Origin of the sequence: Agathobaculum faecis (genome assembly GCF_014287995.1) — a bacterium.
Taxonomy (GTDB): Bacteria; Bacillota; Clostridia; order Oscillospirales; family Butyricicoccaceae; genus Agathobaculum; species Agathobaculum ammoniilyticum.
In genome coordinates this window covers 1-20,201 of sequence record NZ_JACOPL010000007.1, presented here as the reverse complement: position 1 = coordinate 20,201, position 20,201 = coordinate 1, and the positions used below count along the sequence as shown (strand labels likewise).

General features: G+C 59.7%; 20 protein-coding genes. 6 read left to right on the top strand and 14 right to left on the bottom strand.

Going from position 1 to position 20,201, the window contains the following annotated elements; translation table 11 throughout:
• Positions 1–97: 97 nt before the first annotated feature.
• The 12 genes from H8S45_RS08400 to H8S45_RS08345 form a co-directional block, all read right to left on the bottom strand.
• Entirely contained in the window at positions 98–1,192 is a 1,095-nt protein-coding gene (locus tag H8S45_RS08400) for a PTS transporter subunit IIC (protein ID WP_054327551.1), read from the bottom strand.
• 155 nt (positions 1,193–1,347) lie between these two features.
• Positions 1,348–2,388, bottom strand: coding sequence for an NAD(P)-dependent alcohol dehydrogenase (locus tag H8S45_RS08395; RefSeq protein WP_107631071.1), 1,041 nt, complete (start codon positions 2,386–2,388; stop codon positions 1,348–1,350).
• Between the two features lie 10 nt (positions 2,389–2,398).
• Complete coding sequence (locus tag H8S45_RS08390) at positions 2,399–3,364, bottom strand: transketolase family protein (protein WP_054327538.1); 966 nt, start codon at positions 3,362–3,364, stop codon at positions 2,399–2,401.
• Between the two features lie 14 nt (positions 3,365–3,378).
• Positions 3,379–4,215, bottom strand: a complete 837-nt coding sequence (locus H8S45_RS08385) for a transketolase (protein WP_147574170.1) — start codon at positions 4,213–4,215, stop codon at positions 3,379–3,381.
• A 12-nt stretch (positions 4,216–4,227) separates the two neighbouring features.
• Entirely contained in the window at positions 4,228–4,707 is a 480-nt protein-coding gene (locus tag H8S45_RS08380; RefSeq protein WP_054327539.1) for an RpiB/LacA/LacB family sugar-phosphate isomerase, read from the bottom strand.
• Positions 4,708–4,727: 20 nt separating this feature from the next.
• Positions 4,728–5,849 (bottom strand): iron-containing alcohol dehydrogenase family protein, encoded by a 1,122-nt coding sequence (locus H8S45_RS08375; RefSeq protein WP_107631074.1) that lies wholly within the window; start codon positions 5,847–5,849, stop codon positions 4,728–4,730.
• 8 nt (positions 5,850–5,857) lie between these two features.
• Positions 5,858–6,787: a DMT family transporter gene (locus tag H8S45_RS08370; RefSeq protein WP_054327540.1), complete on the bottom strand. Its 930-nt coding sequence runs from the start codon at positions 6,785–6,787 to the stop codon at positions 5,858–5,860.
• 13 nt (positions 6,788–6,800) lie between these two features.
• Positions 6,801–7,544, bottom strand: coding sequence for an ABC transporter ATP-binding protein (locus H8S45_RS08365; RefSeq protein ID WP_107631075.1), 744 nt, complete (start codon positions 7,542–7,544; stop codon positions 6,801–6,803).
• Between the two features lie 17 nt (positions 7,545–7,561).
• Positions 7,562–8,317 (bottom strand): ABC transporter ATP-binding protein, encoded by a 756-nt coding sequence (locus H8S45_RS08360; protein WP_054327541.1) that lies wholly within the window; start codon positions 8,315–8,317, stop codon positions 7,562–7,564.
• Positions 8,290–9,066 (bottom strand): ABC transporter permease, encoded by a 777-nt coding sequence (locus H8S45_RS08355; protein WP_054327542.1) that lies wholly within the window; start codon positions 9,064–9,066, stop codon positions 8,290–8,292. Before H8S45_RS08355 ends, H8S45_RS08360 begins: the two co-directional genes overlap by 28 nt.
• Positions 9,066–9,845, bottom strand: coding sequence for an ABC transporter permease (locus H8S45_RS08350; protein ID WP_054327543.1), 780 nt, complete (start codon positions 9,843–9,845; stop codon positions 9,066–9,068). Before H8S45_RS08350 ends, H8S45_RS08355 begins: the two co-directional genes overlap by 1 nt.
• An 87-nt stretch (positions 9,846–9,932) precedes the next feature.
• The gene (locus tag H8S45_RS08345; protein WP_082397182.1) at positions 9,933–11,024 is read right to left on the bottom strand and encodes an ABC transporter substrate-binding protein; all 1,092 of its coding nucleotides are present in this window, start codon (positions 11,022–11,024) and stop codon (positions 9,933–9,935) included.
• Between the two features lie 242 nt (positions 11,025–11,266).
• Here H8S45_RS08345 and H8S45_RS08340 point away from each other — a divergent pair, with 242 nt between their 5' ends.
• Both H8S45_RS08340 and H8S45_RS08335 read left to right on the top strand, forming a co-directional pair.
• Positions 11,267–12,121 (top strand): SDR family oxidoreductase, encoded by an 855-nt coding sequence (locus H8S45_RS08340; protein WP_107631076.1) that lies wholly within the window; start codon positions 11,267–11,269, stop codon positions 12,119–12,121.
• A 59-nt stretch (positions 12,122–12,180) separates the two neighbouring features.
• A complete protein-coding gene (locus H8S45_RS08335; protein WP_054327545.1) occupies positions 12,181–13,389 on the top strand; it encodes an ROK family transcriptional regulator in 1,209 nt (402 codons plus the stop codon).
• A gap of 127 nt (positions 13,390–13,516) precedes the next feature.
• Here the strand turns inward: H8S45_RS08335 and sstT are convergent, their stop codons facing one another.
• Positions 13,517–14,731: a serine/threonine transporter SstT gene (sstT, locus tag H8S45_RS08330; protein ID WP_107631077.1), complete on the bottom strand. Its 1,215-nt coding sequence runs from the start codon at positions 14,729–14,731 to the stop codon at positions 13,517–13,519.
• Between the two features lie 202 nt (positions 14,732–14,933).
• On the opposite strand from sstT, the gene H8S45_RS08325 reads away from it, so the two are divergent.
• The 4 genes from H8S45_RS08325 to H8S45_RS08310 all read left to right on the top strand — a co-directional run bounded on the left by H8S45_RS08325 (position 14,934) and on the right by H8S45_RS08310 (position 19,158).
• The gene (locus H8S45_RS08325; RefSeq protein ID WP_107631078.1) at positions 14,934–15,443 is read left to right on the top strand and encodes a ferritin; all 510 of its coding nucleotides are present in this window, start codon (positions 14,934–14,936) and stop codon (positions 15,441–15,443) included.
• 160 nt (positions 15,444–15,603) lie between these two features.
• The gene (locus H8S45_RS08320) at positions 15,604–16,524 is read left to right on the top strand and encodes an AraC family transcriptional regulator (protein ID WP_054327547.1); all 921 of its coding nucleotides are present in this window, start codon (positions 15,604–15,606) and stop codon (positions 16,522–16,524) included.
• Between the two features lie 192 nt (positions 16,525–16,716).
• Entirely contained in the window at positions 16,717–16,986 is a 270-nt protein-coding gene (locus H8S45_RS08315) for a DUF6110 family protein (protein WP_054327548.1), read from the top strand.
• Positions 16,987–17,052: 66 nt separating this feature from the next.
• The gene (locus H8S45_RS08310) at positions 17,053–19,158 is read left to right on the top strand and encodes a heavy metal translocating P-type ATPase (protein ID WP_147574165.1); all 2,106 of its coding nucleotides are present in this window, start codon (positions 17,053–17,055) and stop codon (positions 19,156–19,158) included.
• A 49-nt stretch (positions 19,159–19,207) separates the two neighbouring features.
• Here H8S45_RS08310 and H8S45_RS08305 read toward each other — a convergent pair whose 3' ends face one another.
• The gene (locus tag H8S45_RS08305) at positions 19,208–19,966 is read right to left on the bottom strand and encodes a 4Fe-4S binding protein (protein WP_054327549.1); all 759 of its coding nucleotides are present in this window, start codon (positions 19,964–19,966) and stop codon (positions 19,208–19,210) included.
• Between the last annotated feature and the right edge of the window lie 235 nt (positions 19,967–20,201).

Sequence of the window (20,201 nt, the reverse complement as noted above, 5' to 3'; positions counted from 1 at the left end):
GTTGCATGTACTTCCACAAAGGTTATAATGTCCTCTATCATTGCAAAGGCATCCGCCCTCCGCTCCTACAGGCGTTGGCATTGGCGCCGCCGCGCGCTCACAGCTTCATGTCCCCATCCTTGACCCAGCCGAGACGGCGTACCGCCAGGTTGATCAGCGGACACAGCACCGCTGGCAGAAGGAACGATACCAGCAGCAGCCCAACCCAGTCCTGCGCCGTAACGGCGGCCTTGGTTCCGGCCGCGATATCGTTCATCCAGCCGGTATAAACCCCGATCTGGCCGACCAATCCACACGTCCCCATGCCCGAGGAAACCGGCGTACCATTCATCTGCAAACCAAATACACAGGTCGCAATCGGTCCGGTGATGGCCGAGGTCAGGATAGGCGCGATCCAGATGCGCGGGTTCTTGACAATGTTGCCCATCTGAAGCATGGAGGTGCCGATCCCCTGAGACACCAGCCCGCCCCAGCGGTTCTCCTTGAACGACATGACCGCAAAGCCGACCATCTGCGCGCAGCAGCCCGCCACCGCCGCGCCGCCCGCCAGACCGGTCAGACCGAGCGCCGCGCAGATCGCGGCGGAGGAAATGGGCAGCGTCAGCGCCACGCCCACCAGCACGGACACCGCAATCCCCATCAGGAACGGCTGCAGATTGGTTGCCCACATAATCAGGCTGCCGACCTGCATCGCCGCCGCTCCCAGCGCGGGCGCCCACCAGGCGGACAGCGCAATGCCCGCGCCGATCGTGACCAGCGGGGTGACCAGGATGTCCACCTTGGTCTCACCCGCGACCGCCTTGCCCAGCTCGGCGGCGATGACCGCCACAAACAGCACGGCGAGCGGCCCGCCCGCGCCGCCCAGCGCGTTGGACGCAAAGCCGACCGTAATCAGCGAAAACAGCACGAGCGGCGGGCAGCGCAGCGCATAGCCGATCGCCACCGCCATCGCCGGCCCGCTCATCGCGGAGGCCAGGCCGCCCACTGTGTAGGATACGTCGCTCACCGTCGCGACCGGCATGGTCAGAAACGGGATGCCGAACTGTGCACCTACCGTATCGATGATTGTCCCAATCAGCAGCGAGCAGAACAGCCCCTGCGCCATTGCCCCCAGCGCGTCGATCCCGTACCGCCGAACCGAGATTACAATGTCCTTGCGTTTGAGAAACGCCTTTACCTTTTCCGTAGTTATCCCCTCCCAACACAGCCGCACGGCGGCTACACTGCTGCTATTATAGCACACCTGACGGCGGCGCGGCGCTGTTTTTGTATTTTTTTGCGGCACCGTGTTCCTCCGCGCAAAAAAGCGACACGCAGGGCCGACTGCCTGCGTGCCGCCGTATTGGGTCAGTCTGAGACTTTAATCAGGGTCTTGATGACTTCCTGCGCATGGGTGATCGTATACTGGAAAGCCTCGTCCGCCTGCTCAAACGGGAATTCCTTCGGCTCGATCGCCTTGAGGTCGATATAGCCCTTTTCGACCGCCTCGATTGCGAGTGGATAAATATTACGGTAGCGGAACACCGTGCGGATCTCCACTTCCTTGCGGGATATCTCCAAAAAATTATAGCTGACATCCTGTGCAATGTTGCCCACCACAACGATCACGCCGCCGCTTTTGACATACCGGCCGGTCTGCGACATTGTCACCGGCGAGCCCGCCGTTTCAAAGACCACGTCGCAGCCCTTGCCGCCCGTCGCCTGCAATACGGCCTCGGTCACATCCACCTCTTTGGGGTTGGCCGTGACCGTCGCGCCCAGACGCTTCGCGCTCTCCAGCCGGTGCCCCACCAAGTCGGACACGATGATCTCGGTCGCGCCCATGGCCTTGCAGGCCAGCAGCGTCATAATGCCGATGGTACCCGAGCCCAGGATGCAGACGCTCTTCCCCAGCCCAACGCCGCCGCGCCTGGCCGCATGCATGCCGACCGCGAGCGGCTCCAGCATGGCGCCCTCCTGCATGGTCATATCGTCCGGCAGCTTGAAGCACATTTTGGCCGGAAAGGCCATGAACTTACGCAGCGCGCCGTCATACGGCGGCGCCGCGAGGAAATGCACATCCGGACAGAGGTTGTATTTTCCTGTCAGGCAAAGCTCGCACTTGCCACAGGGTACGCCCGGCTCGAGCGCCACACGATCGCCGGGCTGCAGAGCAGTCACATCCGCGCCGCATTCGGTCACATATCCCGACACCTCATGCCCCAGGATAAACGGCAGCGGCGCCACCTTTTTCCCGATGCGGCCCTCCTTGTAAAAATGCGCGTCCGAACCGCAGATGCCGCAGTACTCCATCCGGACGACTACCTCGTCCGCGCCCGCCGCCGGCATTGGGCAGTCGGCCAGCTCAATGCGGCCCACCGCGGTCATATGCGCTTTTCTGTTTTTCAATGCCGTTCCCTCACTTTCGCGCGATCGCCTTTTTCGCCTTTTCGCAGATCGCCTGCGCCGTCAGGCCGAAACGCTCCTGTAGGTAATCCACCGGACCGACTTCGCCGAACTCGTCCTGCACGCCGACCTTTTCCAGCGGCGCCCAGCAGGCCGATGCAAGCACATCCGCGACCGCGCTCCCCAGGCCGTTGATGACGTTGTGGTTTTCCGCAGTCACGACCGCGCCGGTCTCCTGCGCCGCACGGATGACTGCCGTCTCGTCCAGCGGCTTGACGCAAAACATATCCAGCACGCGCGCCTGTATCCCCTCTTTTTCCAGCAGCTCGGCCGCTTTGAGCGCCTCGGCCACACAGAAGCCCATGGCGATGATCGTCACGTCCTTGCCATCGCGCAGCAGGTTGGCTTTGCCAACCTCGAACGTCGTACCCGCCTCGTAAATCGCGGGCGCGGTCTTGCGGTGCAGGCGGATATACCAGACGCCGTACTCCTCCTTTGCCATGCGCACGATCTCGCGTACCGCGACCGCGTCCGCAGGCTCCACGACCGTGATCTCCGGAATGCTGCGCATGATCGCGATGTCCTCAAACGGCATGTGGGTGCCGCCGTTGAGCGCGGTCGTGATGCCGGGGTCGGAGCCGACGATCTTGACATTCTGCTTGGCATAGGCACAGGAGACAAAGATCTGGTCGCAGGCGCGGCGCGCCGCAAAGGGCGCGAACGTATGGGTAAACGGGATCTGTCCGGTCGCGGACAGGCCCGCCGCCACGCCGAGCATGTTGGCCTCCTGTACGCCGCAGTCAAACGTATTTTCCGGAAACGCGGCCGCAAACGGCTTGGTCGCGGAGGCGTTCATCAGGTCCGCATCCAGAACGCAGACGCGCTCGTCCTCCGCCGCCAGCTCCATCAGAGTGCTACAGTACACCTTACGCAGCTCGGTATCGCCGTGCTTGTGAAAATCAGCTACTATTACGCCCATGGCTCTCCCCTCCTTTACAGCGCCGCGAGCTGGCTGTCCAGCTCGGCCATGGCCTGATCCATCTGCTCCCTGGTAACCGGCATGTTGTGCGAGCCGACCTTGCCCTCGGCCAGCGAAACGCCCTTGCCCTTGACCGTGTTCAGCACGATCATGGAGGGCCGCTCGCCCTGCTGCTTGGCCTTATGGATGGCCTCGCTGATCTGCTCTACGTCGTGTCCGTCCACGCTCTGCGCGTACCAGCCGAACGCCTCGTATTTGCCCGCCAGATCGCCCAGCTCGCAGACCTCGCTGATCGTCCCGTCGATCTGGCACTTGTTGTAATCCGTAAACGCGATCAGGTGGGACAGCTTGTGCTGCGCCGCGAAAAGCGCGGCCTCCCATACCTGGCCCTCCTGGCTCTCGCCGTCGCCGATGATCAGGTAGGTGTAGTTATCCAACCCCTTTTTGCGGTTGCCGCAGGCGATGCCCACGGCCGAGCTGGTCCCCTGTCCCAGCGAGCCGGTCGTCATGTCGATGCCGGGCGTGCGGTTCATGTCGCAATGGCTGGGCAGGTTGGTACCCGGCTTGTTGAGCGTGAGCAACTCCTCTTTTGGGAAAAAACCCTTCAGCGCCAGCGTGGCGTATACCGCCGGCCCCGCATGCCCCTTGGAGCAAACCAGCCAGTCCCGATCCTCCTTGTGCGGGTCGGCTGGATCGATGTTCATTTCCCCGCCGTACAGCACGGCCAGCACGTCGCAGATGGACAGCGCGCCGCCCACATGCCCAACGCCCAGCGTGCCGATCGCGCGCATGGTTTCCTTTCGGATGGAAACGGCAAATTTCTGGAGGTCTTTTTTGGCCTGCATATCCATATTTTCCCCTCCTCAGTTGTGGTAGATGCCCTTTTCGATGCCCTTGACTTCCTCGCGCGCCTTGGTCAGGAACTCCTGGCGCCACGGCTCCAGGTTCTCGGTGAACGCGGTGTTCAGGAATTTATCCACAATGGCGCAGCCCGCAAAGTCCGCGGTGATCCAGCCGCCCATGGTCAGGATGTTTGCGTCGTTGATGGCGCGGCACTTTTCCGCCGCATAGGTATTCTCGCAGACCGCCGCGTAAACGCCCGGATATTTGTTCGCTACGATCGCCATGCCCATACCGGTGCCGCAGATCAGGATGCCCTTTTCATACTCCTTCCTGGAGATCTTTTCCGCGACCACGGGCGCCACCATGTAATACGGCTGGCCGTGCTCCATATCCTGCGTGCCGCAGTCCTCCACCTCATACCCAAGCTCAACCAGGTGCGCCTTAACCGCCTCCTTGAGCGGGAAGCCCGACTTATCCGAACCAATCACAATCTTTTTCATAGATATCCTCCCCTTCTTTATCACAGGATGCCTTTCAGCAGTGCATATACGGTTTGTTCATTCATTACTGCGGGCGTGAGCTGGATGATCGCCGCGCCCAAGCCGACCTTGGTGATATGCTCCAGGTTTTCCTCCCGCACGCCAAGCTGCCCCAGGCGGGTCGGCATGCCCATGGATTCCATCAGCGCCTCGACCGCGTCCGCGAGCGCGCCCGCATCCGCATAACCCAGGTAGGCGGACAGCGCCTGCAGCTTTTCCGCCGCCCCTTCCCTGCACAGGCGGATAAACGCCGGCAGGGTGATCGAGCAGGCGGTGCCGTGGCTGGCGTGGTACTCGGTGGTCAGCGGAAAGCTGAGCGCGTGGATGCCGGTCGTGCGCGTCTGGCTGAATGCCACGCCTGCGATCATGCTCGCCTTGATCATGGCGCCGCGCGCCTCGAGATCGTTCGGGTCGTCATACGCCCTCTTGATAAAGCGGAGGATGAGCTGCATCGCGCCCATCGCCAGCATATCGCACATGGGCTGGCTCTCCTTGTTCCAATACGCCTCGATCGCGTGGCAGAACGCGTCCATGCCGGTCGAAGCAGTCACGGCGGGCGGCAGCGAATAGGTCAGTTCCGGATCGATCACCGCATAATCCGCCCAGAAGCGGTCGGTAACGAGCGGCATTTTGATGCCGGCCTTTTTATTCGTGAACACGCCGACATTCGTGACCTCGCTGCCCGTACCCGCGGTCGTGGGTACGCAGATCAGCATGGTCTTGCGCTCGGAAAAGGTCTTGGTGCCGCCGCTGTAATAGTCGTAGATGCTGCCCTCATCCCGCGTCAGGCAGGCGACGATCTTGGCAACGTCCATCGAGCTGCCGCCGCCCAGACCGATCACGCAGTCCGCTTTCAGCGCGCGCGCGGCCGCGGCCGCGGCATCCACGCTTTCGCACGACGGATTCGGCTCGATATCGCTGAAATAGCCGACGGTTTTGCCGATCAGGCTTTCGCCGATCCGCTGCGCCACGCCGTTCTGGTACAGGAACGGGTCGGAAATAATCAGCACGTTTTCGCCCGCGATGTAAGACGCCATCTTTTGCGAGACCCCGTAATCAAACAGGATCTTGACCGGCATGTAATAATGAAACGCTTTTTCCATTTTGAAATTTACCCTCTTTCCTCAACAGGTTCCATGCTGCCCGTCTCGTTTTTGCGCTGCTCCAGCAGAATACCGAGCGCGCCAATCAGGATGACCGCCATGCCGCCAAGCTGCACCACGGTCAGCTTTTCCCCGAACGCGAAAAAGCAGATCAGCGACGCCACGACCGGCATGAACAGCAGAAACACCTTGACAAACCATACGGGGAACCGCCGCAGGTCGTAATAGTAAACAATGTAGACCAGCGTCTGCCCCACGCTGGCGAGCAGCAGCATCCAGCCATAATAGGGCGTGCGGATACAGTTCATGATCTCGCCCAGGCTGCCCGCCGCCGCGGATGCCGCGATAAAGCACAGCATACAGACGAAATTGTTGTAGTACGCCACCACGTTGTCGCACACGGGGTTGCGCTTGTCGTGCTGCGCGCTTTTGATTACAAACGCGTTGATCGACACAAAGAGCGCGCTAAGCAGATAGAACAGGTTGCCCAGGTTGAACAGCTCCAGATGGGCGGGGTTCAGCCCCATCGTGATGAACACGCCCAGCAGCATGACCACGATGCAGCACCACTGCTTCCAGCTCAGGCGCGTCTTGTAGATCACGGCGGAGATCACCGCCACCATCAGGATATCGCACTTGAGCAGCGCCGTACCCGTGCTGGCGCTGCCGAGCGACAGGCCCACGAACGCGGTCGCATCCAGCAGGAAGCCCAGCACGCCGATCGTCACCAGCTTAGGCCAGACAAAGCGCACCTGCAGCAGAAGCTTCAGTTCCCCGCGCAGCGCCATCAGCACGGTCAGGAACACCATGACGATTAGGCGGATGTATACGCCCATTGAAAACACGGACATGCCCGCCACCGTCTGCTGGCTCGCCACATAATAGGTACCCCAAATCACGGCAAGAAGCAGTACGGGGAAGACCGGTCTTCCTTTCATGTCGCCTCGCCCCTTACCACCATTTGATTTGGCTCGTTACATATTCGCGCAGGCGGATGAATTCCTCGCTCGCAATATCGCGCGGGCGGGGCAGTTCGATCTTCAGCTCTTCCTTGACCGTTGTCGGCTTCTGCGACAAAATCAGGCACTTGTTGGAGAGGTAGACCGCCTCCTCCACGTTGTGCGTGATGAAAATGACCGTGCTTCCGGTCGCCTGCCACAGCTTGATGACCTCGTCCTCCAGATAGTACCGCATTTTAATATCCATCTGGCCGTACGGCTCATCCATCAGCAGCAGGTCGGGGTGCAGCGCGAAGCTGCGCCCGATGACAATGCGCTGCTCGGTCGAGGTACTCAGCTCATGCGGATAGGCGTTGCGCGCCTTTTCCAGGCCGAGGATCTCCAGGATTTCATCCGTGCGCTGCTTGATCACCTTTTCCTCGACCTTTTTGGTTTCCAGCCCGAAGCGGATGTTCTGTTCAACCGTCAGCCACGGGAACGCGGACGGTTCCTGAAACACGAACGAGAGGTTGTGCTTCTGCGGGTCCGCCGGTTCGCCGTCGATCAGGATCTGCCCCTCGGTCGGCTCGATCAGCTTGACGAGTAGGTTGAGGAACGTCGTCTTGCCGCAGCCCGTCGGGCCGACAATGCAGACAAAGTCGCCCTTATTGATATCGAACGAGATATTGTCCAGCACTTTCAGGTCGCCAAAACATTTTGTCAGGTTCCTGACCTTTACCTTTACTTGATCGCTCATACGGACACCTCCCTGCGTCACAGGCTCAGATCGGTATCCGCCACGATTTCGTTGCGAAGCCGCAGGAATGCCTGATCGGTATAGTTTCTTGGTCTGGGCATTTCGGGTATGTATTCCTTCTTCACGCTGGTCGGATGGCCGCCGAGCAGGATGATCCGGTCGCCCAGATAAATGGCCTCCTCCACGTTGTTGGTGACGAAGATGACCGTGCGCTTGTTCTTCTCCCAGATCTTGAGAATCTCGTCCTCCATGGAATAACGGGTCTGCGCGTCCAGCGCGCCGAACGGTTCGTCCATCAGCATAATGTCGGACTCGCTGGCATAAGCGCGCGCGATGCCCACGCGCTGCTTCATGCCGCCGGAGAGCTGCTTGGGCAGCGCCTTTTCAAAGCCCTGCAGCCCGACCAGGTCGATATATTTCTGCGCGTTTGCCTGACGGGTGGCCTTATCCACGCCCTTGAGCTTCTGGTTCATCTCTACGTTGCCCATGACCGATTTCCATGGGAAAAGCGCGTAGCGCTGGAACACCAGACCCAAGTCGCCCATTTTGGGCCGCCCGTCCGCAAATTCCACCGTACCCGAGGTCTGCTCGTCCAACTCGGCAAGGATGTTCAGCAGAACGGTTTTGCCGCATTGCCCCGGCCCCAGAATCACGAGGAATTCGTTTTCCTTCACCGTCAGGTTGATATCCTTCAAAACCTCTACCGAGTTCTTTTTGGAAGCGAATGTTTTGGAGAGGTTTTTGATCACAATTTTGTCTCTGAGAACTGCCACGGGCAAAGCACTCCTTCCATTTTCTGCAGTATCGTGGACAGCAGGAAGCTTACCACGCCGATTGCCAGCATGCAGACGACGATCAACGCCGTGTCGCCGCTCTCCTGCCCGCGGACGATCAGGAAGCCGACGCCCTGCCGCGCCACGATCATTTCCGCCGCAACCACACACATCCAGCCGCTCGACAGCGCGGTGCGGATACCGGCCAGGATAGCGGGGATGGTGGCCGGAAACGCCACGTCAACCAAAAGCTGCTTACGGTTCGCGCCCAGAACCTTGCCCGCGCTGATCATCAGCGGATCGATCGCACGGATGCCCGCGCTGGTGTTCAGCACGATCGGCACGAACGAGCCGATGAATACGATCACCCATTTGGAAAGCTCGCCGATGCCGAACCACAGGATGATCACGGGGATCCATGCGATCGGCGGGATCGGGCGCAGCATTTCGAAAAGCGGCCCGAAAAGCGCGTTAAAGCCCTTGCTCCAGCCGATGCCGATGCCGAGCGCAACGCCCAGCACAACCGCGAAGAAGAATGCGATCAGAACGCGCTGCAGGCTGGCCCAGATATGCGCCGGCAGCGTTGCGTTAGCGATCGGGTCGGCCATGATCTGCAGGAATTTCTCCAGCGTTGCCGCCGGTGTCGGTACCATCGAGCCCTCCTGTCCGGAAAGGACCACCCAGAGGACAACGAAAATACCGATCGAGCAGACGGACAGCAGTATATTCACCCATTTGATATTTTTCATCACTTATACCTCCAGGGCGCAACCTTTTTCTCGCAGAGGCTGAGCAACCCGCTCATGATGGCGCCGGTGACGCCGATGACCGCCATGCCGACAATGATGATCTCCGGCCGGCTAAGCGAGCGGCCGATCTGGATCATATAGCCGAGGCCCTGCGTGGAGGCGAGCATTTCCGCCGCGACCAGCGTGGACCAGGAGTTTCCGAGCGATATGCGTATGCCCGTGAACACCATGTTCATGGACGAGGGGATGCATACCTTTGTGAACACCTGCCATCGCGAGGCGCCGAACGTTTTCGCCACGTTAATCAGCGTCTGGTTGGTCAGCTTGATGCCCAGGTACGAGTTAACCACGCATGGCACAAACGCTGATACAAATATGATGAATACCTTTGCGTTAAAGCCGATGCCCATGGTCAGGATAATGATCGGGATCCATGCGATCGGCGGGATCGGGCGAATGATCTCAAACAGCGGGGTGAACAGCGAATCCAGCACCTTATAGTATCCCATGAACAAGCCGAGCGGGATGCCGATGACAATCGCCAGCAGGAAGCCGCTCAAAGAAAGCTTGATGCTTGCCAGGAAATGCACCGGAATGGTCGCGCCGTCCGGCTTCTTTTCGACCATTTTGGTGAACAGGGTTTCCAGTGCTGTGGAGGGCGCGCACAGCGTGCGCTCGGATACCAAGCCGAACCGGACGCTGCATTCCCATATGCCGAAAAACAGGACCAGGCCCAGTATGCTCAACAGCACCAGCTTGAGTTTTTTGTTTTGTTTCATAATCCACCAGCCTGCCTCACTTGATGATTTACAAAAAGGAGAGGGGCGGAGAGCCCCCCTCCTTTGCCAACAAACGTGTTTGGGTTGTCAGTTCATCGTCTTGCCATGACGCTCGGCAAGCTCTCGAATGAAGGTGTCGTCGATAAAGTTGTTTTCGATCAGGTACTGCTTATCGGATTCTTCGATCGAGCCGGTCTGCACGAAGAAGTCCATCAGGTTTTCCATCGTCGTATCGACATAGCGGGTTCCCTTTTCGCCGGAGAACCATTCGATCTCGTCGTCCAGCGTGGACAGCGGGCGCTTTTCTGCGCAGCGGGTGGCGATCTCCAGGGTCTGCTCCACACCGTTGTCCAGACCGATATCCATCATGTACTGTCCGTATGCGTCCAGATCGTCCGCGTACTTCTCACAGATCTGATAATAGCAGTCCAGGAAGTCCAGAATCTCGTCATGCTTGGTCTCGATCGCTTCCTCAGAGGCGACGATAACGGTCGGCTGGTCCTCGCCGGTCGCCTTGCCGGAGGAAATGCAGACCCAGTCCTCGTTCTCCGCGTCGAAGCCCTGCGGGTCCCACAGGCAGACAATGTCAGCCTCGCCAGCCTTAAACGCCGTGTACGCTTGGGCAACGCCCATATCGATGATGCTGACGTCCTCGGTCGTCAGACCGAGCTTTTCCAGCGTTGCGACCAGAGTGAAGTGCGCCGAGGTACCGAGCGGGCAGAGGATGGTCTTGCCGCGCCAGGTATCCGCATTGCCGTAGATCTCGTCATAGCCCGCGACCTGGCCCTGAATCTGCGCGATATCGCTGTCGCTTCTCGCCCAGATCGTGACCGCTTCCGTATCCGGCGAGCCGAAACCGATCACCTTGGCGCCGTAGGCAATGCCGCCGGTGATGGACGGGGGCGAACCGTAGCAGCCAACGTCCCATTCGCCCGCGCCGAGCGCTTCGTTCTGCACATTGCCGCCCGTGAACATAATCAGTTCCACATCCAGCCCCACGTCTTCAAACTGCCCTTCCTCCAGGCCGATGTAAGCGGGGAGTGTGTGCGAATAGGGCTGGCCGCTGACCGTCAGCGAACGGCTTCCGGAATCGCCGCCCGCAGCGTCGTCTCCGCCACCGCAGGCTGTCAGAGAAACTGCCATTGAGAGTGATAATGCCAATGCGATTAACCTTTTCATAGTGTCCTCCTTCTTCCTTCTCTACATTTCGTCTCAAATTAATTAATTGAATTAACTAATTTGTATGCTCCTATTATAGCGATTCTTTCCATTTGTGTCAATTTATCAAAAGCAATATATTTGTTTTTATCTTTTTGTATATACCGCACAATATTTCTATTTAATTTTCTGATTAGCTGCTATGTTGATTTTTTTAATTATATTGATATAATAAAATTAGAACAAAAAAGGAGTTGAATTTCATGCTCACGCCCAACCCGTTCCCCCTGGACCTGGGCGGCCGCACCGCTGTTGTCACCGGTGCCGGCGGCATCATGTGCAGCCATTTCGCGGGCGCGCTCGCACAGGCGCATGCGACCGTGTGCTTGTTGGATATCAACCTGCCTGCGGCGCAGGCTGCGGCGGATGCGCTGACCGCAGCGGGGTATCGTGCATATGCCTATCGGGCCGACGTGCTGGACAAGGCGCAGCTCGAAAGCGTACACGCGCAGATTCTGGCCGCGCACGGCCCCTGCAGCATCCTGATTAACGGCGCGGGCGGCAACCATCCGGATGGAAATACGGAGGACGAATATTTTCGCCCCGAAGCGGTGGAGCCGGCGCTCAAAACCTTTTTTCAGCTTGACCTGAACGGCTTCCGCCGGGTGTTCGACCTTAACTTTATCGGCACGGTGCTTCCCACCCAGATTTTTTCCGCCGACATGACCGGCCGCAAGGATAGCTGCATCGTCAACATCTCCTCCATGAACGCCATCCGGCCGCTGACCAAGCTGCCGGCCTACAGCGCGGCCAAATCCGCCGTTTCCAACTTCACGCAATGGCTGGCCGTCTACTTCTCCAGGGCGGGCATTCGGGTCAACGCGATCGCCCCCGGTTTTTTTATCACCAACCAGAACCGCCCCAACCTGCTCCACGCAGATGGCTCGCTTACCCCGCGCGCGGAAAAGATCCTGTCCGGCATACCGGCGGGCCGGTTCGGGGATATTTCTGAATTGACGGGCGCGCTGCTCTTCCTGCTCTCCCCGCAGGCGGCGGGATATGTGAATGGGGTCGTGCTGCCCGTGGACGGCGGCTTCAGCGCCTATGCCGGCGTATAATCCCTGCCCTGCCGCATACGCGGCGTCGGAATTCTATCGATAGCTTAGGAGATTTGCTTATGCGCCCTCTTGGAATCAACATGAGTAATGTAAAACAGGTCAATCGTTCCCATGTTTTGTGGCTTTTGCTGACGGAAGGCGCAATGTCGAGGACCGACCTGGCCAGCCGGCTCCGTCTCACGACCGCCACGCTGACCTCGATCTGCGGCGACTTCATCAGCCGCGGCATCATCATCGAGGAGGGGAAAGAAGCCTCCTCTAGCCTAGGCCGCAAAAAAAGCCTGTTGTCCATCAACCAGACCTATAAATACGTTATTTCCGTCAATATCCACTACACGGGCAGCACCATTGCCATCACCAACCTGATGGGGGAGCCGCTTGCGCTCGAGCACTTTGCGATCGACCCCGCGCTTGATGTGCCGGGCGCCTTTCAGGATATTGCCAACCGGATCGTACTGCTGCTTTGGAAAACCAAGCTCAAAAACAAGGATATCCTCGGCATCGGCGTGGACATCCTTGGTCCTGTCAACCACAACGAAGGCATCGCCCTGCATCCTTTCCATGTTTTCCACGGACAGGAGGTGCCTATCCAGAAGATATTGGAGGAGCTGCTCCCGTTTCCAGTCTGTGTGGAAAGCAACGTCTGCTCGTTCCTGAACGCGGAAAACCTTTACGGCACGGCAAAATACACCGCCAATACCATGGTCGTGAAATGGGGGCCGGGCGTCGGCTCGGCGGCGTCGATCAACGGCGCGCTGTATAAGGGCGCTAATTACCAGTCCTCGGAGATCGGGCATACCTACTTTTACCGCGGCTCGACCACAGTTTGCCGCTGCGGCAAAACCGGCTGTCTGGAAACCGGTGTCCACTTAAACCAGATCACCGAAAAAATCCTCTCGCTGCAGGAAAGCTCTCCGGTTATCCGCGGCGCCCTGCTCGAATACGGCCAGCCGACTATCCATAACATCCGCAAATACCTTGCGCTGGACTGTCTGGAGCTGCGCAGCTATCTGACCACCTTGATCTATGACCTCTCCATCGGCATCAACAACGCCATCTCGGTTTTCGCGCCCAATAAGGTCATTTTGTTCGGCGAGATTTTCGAATGCCCCTTTGTGATGGAAACGTTCATCCAGCAGGTATCTAAAATCAACCCGTTTTTGTCCACGGACATTTTCGAGCAGAGTTCCCTCGCCCCCCGCAAGGAATTCATCGGCGGCGCCGCGACCGCGGTGCAGAGCTTTCTGCTGGAGCCCGGGGGCGCCTGACGCCTCCCTTCTCCGCCGCACATCCTCCTCTCTTCCAGACAGGGGACGGAAGCATCCGCTTCCGTCCCCTGTCGCTTTCGCCAAAAAAGGGCCTGCTTGTACGAAGCAGGCCCTTTCCGGCTTGTATTTATTTTTTCTGCAGCTTACGCTTTTGGGTATACTCCGCCACCGCGGTATACAGCACATCGGTCGAGGAATTGATCGCGGTTTCACAGGAATCCTGGATCACGCCGACGATAAAACCGACGCCCACTACCTGCATCGCGATATCGTTTGGAATGCCGAACAGGCTGCAGGCCAGCGGGACCAACAGCAGCGAGCCGCCCGCCACGCCGGATGCGCCGCACGCGCTGACCGCGGAGAGCACGCTCAACACGATCGCGGACGCCAGATCCACCTCTATGCCCATGGTATGCGCCGCGGCAAGCGCGAGTATGGAGATCGTGACCGCCGCGCCGCCCATGTTGATCGTAGAACCCAGCGGGATGGATACCGCATAGGTATCGCGGTCCAGCCCCAGCTCCTCGCACAGCTTCATATTGACCGGAATGTTGGCGGCCGAGCTGCGCGTAAAGAAAGCGGTGATGCCGCTGTCCTTCAGGCATTTCAGCACCAGCGGATAGGGGTTTTTGCGGATGCCGATAAAAGCGATGATCGGGTTGACGATAAACGCCACGAACGCCATGCTGCCGACCAGCAACAGGATCAGCTTGCCGTAGCTGAGCAGGGCATCGATTCCCTGCTCAGAGATCGTGGTGAAAACCAGGCCCATTACGCCGAACGGCGCGCAGTTGATAATCCACCGGACGATCTGCGAGATCGCGTCCGCAACATTGCCGATCGCACGCTTGGTGCCGTCCGAGGCCTTGCGCAGCGCAATGCCGAGCAGCACCGCCCAGGCCAGGATGCCGATATAGTTGGCGTTCGCCAGGGCGCTGATCGGGTTGGAAACCAGGTTCATCATCAAAGTGTGCAGCACCTCGCCGATACCGCCCGGGGGCGCCACATCGGAAGCGCTTTCCGCCAGCGTAAGCGAGATCGGGAACAGGAAGCTCGCCACAACCGCCACGCAGCCCGCCAAGAACGTACCCAACAGATACAACCCGATGATGCTTTTCATGTTGGTCTGCTTACCCTCTTTGTGGTTGGACAGCGCGCCCATGACCAAAAACAAGACCAGCAGCGGCGCGACCGCCTTCAGCGCGCCGACAAACAGATCGCCCAGCAGGGAGAGCGCCGTCAGCTGCGGCGCGGCCACCCCGAGGAGGATGCCGACCGCCAAGCCGCAGATAATCCGTTTGACCAGGCTGATGTCATTCCATTTTTTGAGTATTTCTTTCATATTTCCCCTCGTTCCATTTTTCTTGTTTTTTAGTATACCACATTTTTCTTATTTCGTAAAATAAATTCATACTTCTCTTTCCCACGCCAGTATTTCCGTTTTTTCTCTTGACAGCGGACGCGGAAGTGTTATAATTGATATATAATATCAATTAATATTTTAGGTGGTTTATCCCATCCCCGCTCTAAGGAGGTTACTTAAAATGGATCGCAAGGTTTCCGAATTGCTCAACGACCAAATCAACAAGGAATTTTATTCTGCCTATCTGTATCTTGACATCGCTAACTTTTACTCCGACAAAGGGCTGGACGGTTTTGCAAACTGGTACGAAATCCAGGCCAGGGAGGAGCAGGACCATGCCATGCTGATCTATCAGTACCTGCACAACAATAACCAGAAGGTCACGCTGGAAGCGATCGCCAAGCCGGACAAGGCGTTCTCCACGCTGATGGACCCGCTGCAGGTCGCATACGAGCACGAACAGTACGTCACCGCATTAATCAACGCCATTTATGGGGCCGCCCAGTCGGCAAATGATTTCCGCACTGTTCAGTTCCTCGACTGGTTTGTCAAGGAGCAGGGCGAGGAAGAAAAAAATTCCTCCGACCTCATCACCAAGATGGAGCTGTTCGGCAGCGACGCCAAAGCACTCTACATGCTCAACAGCGAGCTGCAGGCACGCGTTTACGCCGCTCCCTCCCTTACCCTGTAAATAGCCATACGGCCAGGCGGACGTCCCGATCGGGGCGTCCGCTTTTTTTGCATTATCCAAGCCTTGACAAACCCCGCTGTTTTGGCGTATAATTCTGGCTATGAGTTAGTTTTAGCTAACTGCAAGTTAGTCATTGCAAACTTTTCTATGGAGGATCGGCATGCTGGAAGCGCTATTGGAACAATTATCGGATGCCGGGCTTTCGTCCGGCCATATCCGCTGGACCGCCCCCATGGCCGGCGTGCGCGTCTGCGATTTTGACTGCGCGCCGCCGGAGCGCTTTCCCGCCCGCCCCACACATCCGCACCTTGAAACGCTGTACTGCTGCCGCGGCGGGCTGCTGCTTTCTTTGGCGGGCGGGCGGCAGGTCAGGCTCAAGCCGCGGGAGATCCTGCTGCTTTCCGATCCCGCGCAGGTTCGATCCGTCCAATTTGCGGACAGTCGCTTCGCGGGCATCCTTATTTCGTTCGTCTGCTGTGAGGCTCGGCACAGCCTGCAAGGGCTTTGCGCCCTGTTTGGCGGCCTGACGCTGGACACCCGCCAGGTAGGCGCGCTGATGGCAGCGCATCACGGCTGTGCGGCGGTGCGCGGCAGCGCCTGGGGCAACGCGGTGTTCTTCGCGCTCAGGGACCTGCCCGCTTCCGATCGCGGGCAGTACTGCACGCTCAAGGCGGTGGAGCTATTGTATCTTCTGTGCCGCCAAAGCCCGCTGGTCTCTCCGGTAGCCGCGAGCTACTACGATCAATACCTGACGGACGCCGTGCAGCAGGTCCATGCCTATATGTTGGAGCACCTCGCGGAGCATCTGACGATCAGGTGCCTTGCGCAGCAGTTCCATATCTCCCCCACCTCGCTCAAAAGCTGCTTCCGGCAGCTATACGGCCAGCCGCTCCACCAATACCTCCAGCAGCAGCGGCTACAGCGCGCGGCCGAACTTTTGACCTCCTCCCCCCTGTCCGTGATGCAGGTTTCGGTTGCTGTGGGGTACGGCAGCGTCAGCCAGTTCGGCGTGGCGTTTCGCCGCCTGTACCATCTTCCCCCCTCCCGCTACCGCCGCATTGCGGCCGAGAAAAATGTCTAAAACCGTTTATCTCTGTCCAAATCCGGTGGAATTTGCCGAACAGATATGCTATGCTTATCCCCAACGGGAAACGACCCATCCAGGAGGTGTTCGCCTTGAAACAACATCGGTTTTGGGCCTGGGGCGCTGTGATCTGCATGGTCATGGTCATGATCACGGGCTACAGGCGCAAGTGATAAGGAGGAAGCATTTATGAAGAAATACTGCAAGGATATCGCCCTGTTTGTCGGCGGCGCGCTGTTCGGTTCGGCCGGCATTAAGCTGCTGTCCAGCAAGGACGCCAAAAAGGTTTATACCCATGCCACCGCCGCCGCGCTGCGGGTGAAGGAATCCGTCATGACCACGGTCAACACCGTGCAGGAGAACGCGGCCGACATCCTGGCTTCCGCGCAGGATATCAACCAGGCCCGCACGGCGCAGGAAGAGGCCGTTGAGGATACCGCCGCAGAAACCCAGGGCTGATTACAACCCGTTTGTCAAAGAGGGGCGCATAGGCGGCCCTCTTTTTCCCGTTTTGGAGGTCAAGCAATGAAAGCAACCATTTTACACGAAAGCAACGGACGCCTGCGCGTCCGTCTTGCCCAAAAGCGGATGACGCCGGAGCAGGCAGACCTGCTGGAAGCTTATCTGCAGTCCTGCACAGGGGTGGCGCAGGCCGCAGTTCATGAGCGCACCCGCTGCGCCGTAATCCGCTATCAGGGCGGCCGAGCAGCCGTACTGGCGGCGATCGGCCGCTTCTCCTATCAGGACCCGCGCGTCGCGGCGCTCGCCCCCCTGCACAGCAGCCGCATGCTCAACCGGCAGTATCAGGAAAAGCTGGTCGGCAAGGTGCTGGTCAAAGCGGCCTGCAGTCTATTCCTGCCCTCCCCGCTTCAAATTGCGCGGATCTGCTGGATTTCCTTTCCTTTCCTGCGGCGCGGCCTGCGCTGCCTGCTGCGCCGCCGCATGCACGTTGAGCTGCTCGACGCGCTTTCCATCGGCATCTCGATCGCCCGTCGCGACTTCGGCACGGCCGGCTCGGTCATGTTCCTGCTCGAGCTGGGCGAGCTGCTGGAGGAGTGGACGCACAAAAAGTCGGTCGACGACCTGGCCCGCTGCATGGCGCTGGGCGTGGACCGCGTTTGGCGCAAGGACGGCGATACCGAAACCCTCGTCCCACTCGGCCAGATCGGCGCGGGCGACTGCATCGCGGTCCGCATGGGCGGCGTGATCCCGATTGACGGAACGATCGCCGAGGGCGAGGTCATGGTTAACCAGGCATCCCTGACCGGCGAATCCATGCCGGTCGCCAAGCGCCCGGGTACGGCCGTTTACGCCGGAACGGTCGTCGAAGAGGGCGAATGCGTGCTGCGCGTCACCCAGCATTCTGGCGAAAGCCGTTATGACAAGATCGTCTCCATGATCGAGCAGTCCGAACGGCTCAAATCCGCGGCGGAAGGCAGAGCCTCCCGCCTGGCCGACCGCCTGGTCCCCTATACGCTCGCCGGCAGCGCGCTCAGCTTCCTGCTGACGCGCAGCGTCACGCGCGCGCTGTCCGTCCTGATGGTGGACTTCTCCTGCGCGCTCAAGCTTGCTATGCCGCTGGCGGTGCTGTCCGCCATGCGCGAGGCAAGCGCTTACCATATCACGGTCAAAGGCGGCAAATTTCTGGAAGCGGTCGCGGGCGCGGATACGATTGTGTTTGACAAAACCGGCACGCTGACCCACGCCTGTCCGGTCGTCGCGCGAGTCATTCCGTTCGGCGGACGCAGCGAGGCCGAAATGTTGCGCGTCGCCGCCTGCCTGGAGGAGCATTTCCCGCATTCCATGGCCAACGCGGTCGTGCGCGCCGCCAGAGAGCGCCGGCTCGCCCACGAGGAAATGCATTCCCAGGTCGAATATCTGGTCGCGCACGGTATCTCCAGCACGGTGGACGGGGAAAAAGTCATCATCGGCAGCGCGCACTTTGTCTTTGAGGATGAGAAAACCGTAATCCCCGCTGGAGAGCAGGCGGCGTTTGACGCGCTTCCCCCGGAATTCTCCCACCTGTATCTCGCCATCGGCGGCGAACTGGCGGCGGTTATCTGCATTGCGGACCCGCTCCGCGGCGAGGCAAAGGCCGCGATACAGGCGCTGCGCGCGCTCGGCATCCGGCGCACCGTCATGCTGACCGGTGACAGCGAGCGCACCGCGGCCGCGATTGCGGCGCAGGTCGGGGTGGACGATTACCGCGCAGAGGTCCTGCCCGAGGACAAGGCGCATTTTGTAGAGGCCGAACGCGCCGCCGGCCGCACGGTCATCATGCTGGGCGACGGCATCAACGATTCGCCCGCCCTGTCCGCCGCCAGCGTAGGCATTGCAATCAGCGATGGCGCGGCGATCGCGCGTGAAATCGCGGATGTCACCATCGCGGCGGACAACCTATTCGAGCTGGTCGCACTGCGGCGGATCGCGCAGGGGCTGATGCTCCGCATCCACTCCAATTACCGGTTCGTGATCGGCTTCAACGGCATGCTGATCGTCCTGGGCGCGGCTGGCGCGCTCATGCCGGCCGCGTCGGCCATGCTGCACAACCTTTCCACCCTAGGCATCAGCCTGCGGAGCATGACCAATCTGCTGTCGCCCTCCTTTGACGCGGTTGCGGCCGGCGAATAATGCCAACCAATCCAAAAACACGGCTGACCCAAACGGTCAGCCGTGTTTTTTACAAAAAAAGCTCGTTCTCACGCCGCTCTGCGTCAAACGGCGCCAACTTTCCCCGCAGCGCTTCCAGCATCGGGGCAGGCAGGGCGCGGGCCTGCTGCGGACAGATGGCGACACAGCGCATGCACAGGATGCAGCGCGACGGGTCGGTCGTATCCGGCTGTCCGGTCGGGATCGCCCGTGCGGGACATTTTTCCGCGCACAGGCCGCAGCCGGTGCAGGCTTCCGATACCTGCGGCACGGCAGGCATGCCGCTCCACTCCTTATAGGGGTGGCTGCCTGGCACGGCGGGTTCCTCCTGCGAGCCGTGGTCCAGCTTCGCCGCGATCTGCCTGCCGAACGCGCCGAGCTGCCGCGCGTCCTGTTCATCCGGACGTCCAGCGGCAATATGTACGATCGAATGCTCCGCCAGCAGCGCGGCCGCTGCCATGACGCGGAATCCCTGCCCGCGCAGCAGGTCGCTCAGCTCGATCAGCGTGTCCTCATAGGCCCTGCCGCCGTACACCGCAGCCGCCACCGCCCGCGCGCCGTTGCCCTGCCATTTTTTCAGCCGTCCGGTCATCATGGCCGGCAACCGCCCGCCGTAAGCAGGGCCGGCAACCAGCACCACGTCGTCCGGATGAAACACTGTCGGCTCGGCCTGCGGATCGCAGAGGTCATACTCCCGCACGTTGGGTGCCATCCCCTTTGCGAGCAGCAGCGCCACGCGCCGCGCCCCTCCGGTTGGGCTGAAATGCAGGATTTTGATGGTTTGTGGCATAAACACCGCTTCCTCTCCTCATGTTTCCCTACATGGTGCTTACCAGTATAGCACCTTCTTCCTCCCGTTGCAATTCGCTTTCAACAGTCCGGCTGGCTGCAAAAGCGTCGTCTGTGTTTATTTACAGCGTAACGCCGTTTTTAAAGATGGCGATTTCACGGTAGCCCAGCAGCTCAGTTTTGGAGGGTCTGCCGCCCGCGATGTCCAGCACCAGCGCGTACAACCGCTTCGCCGC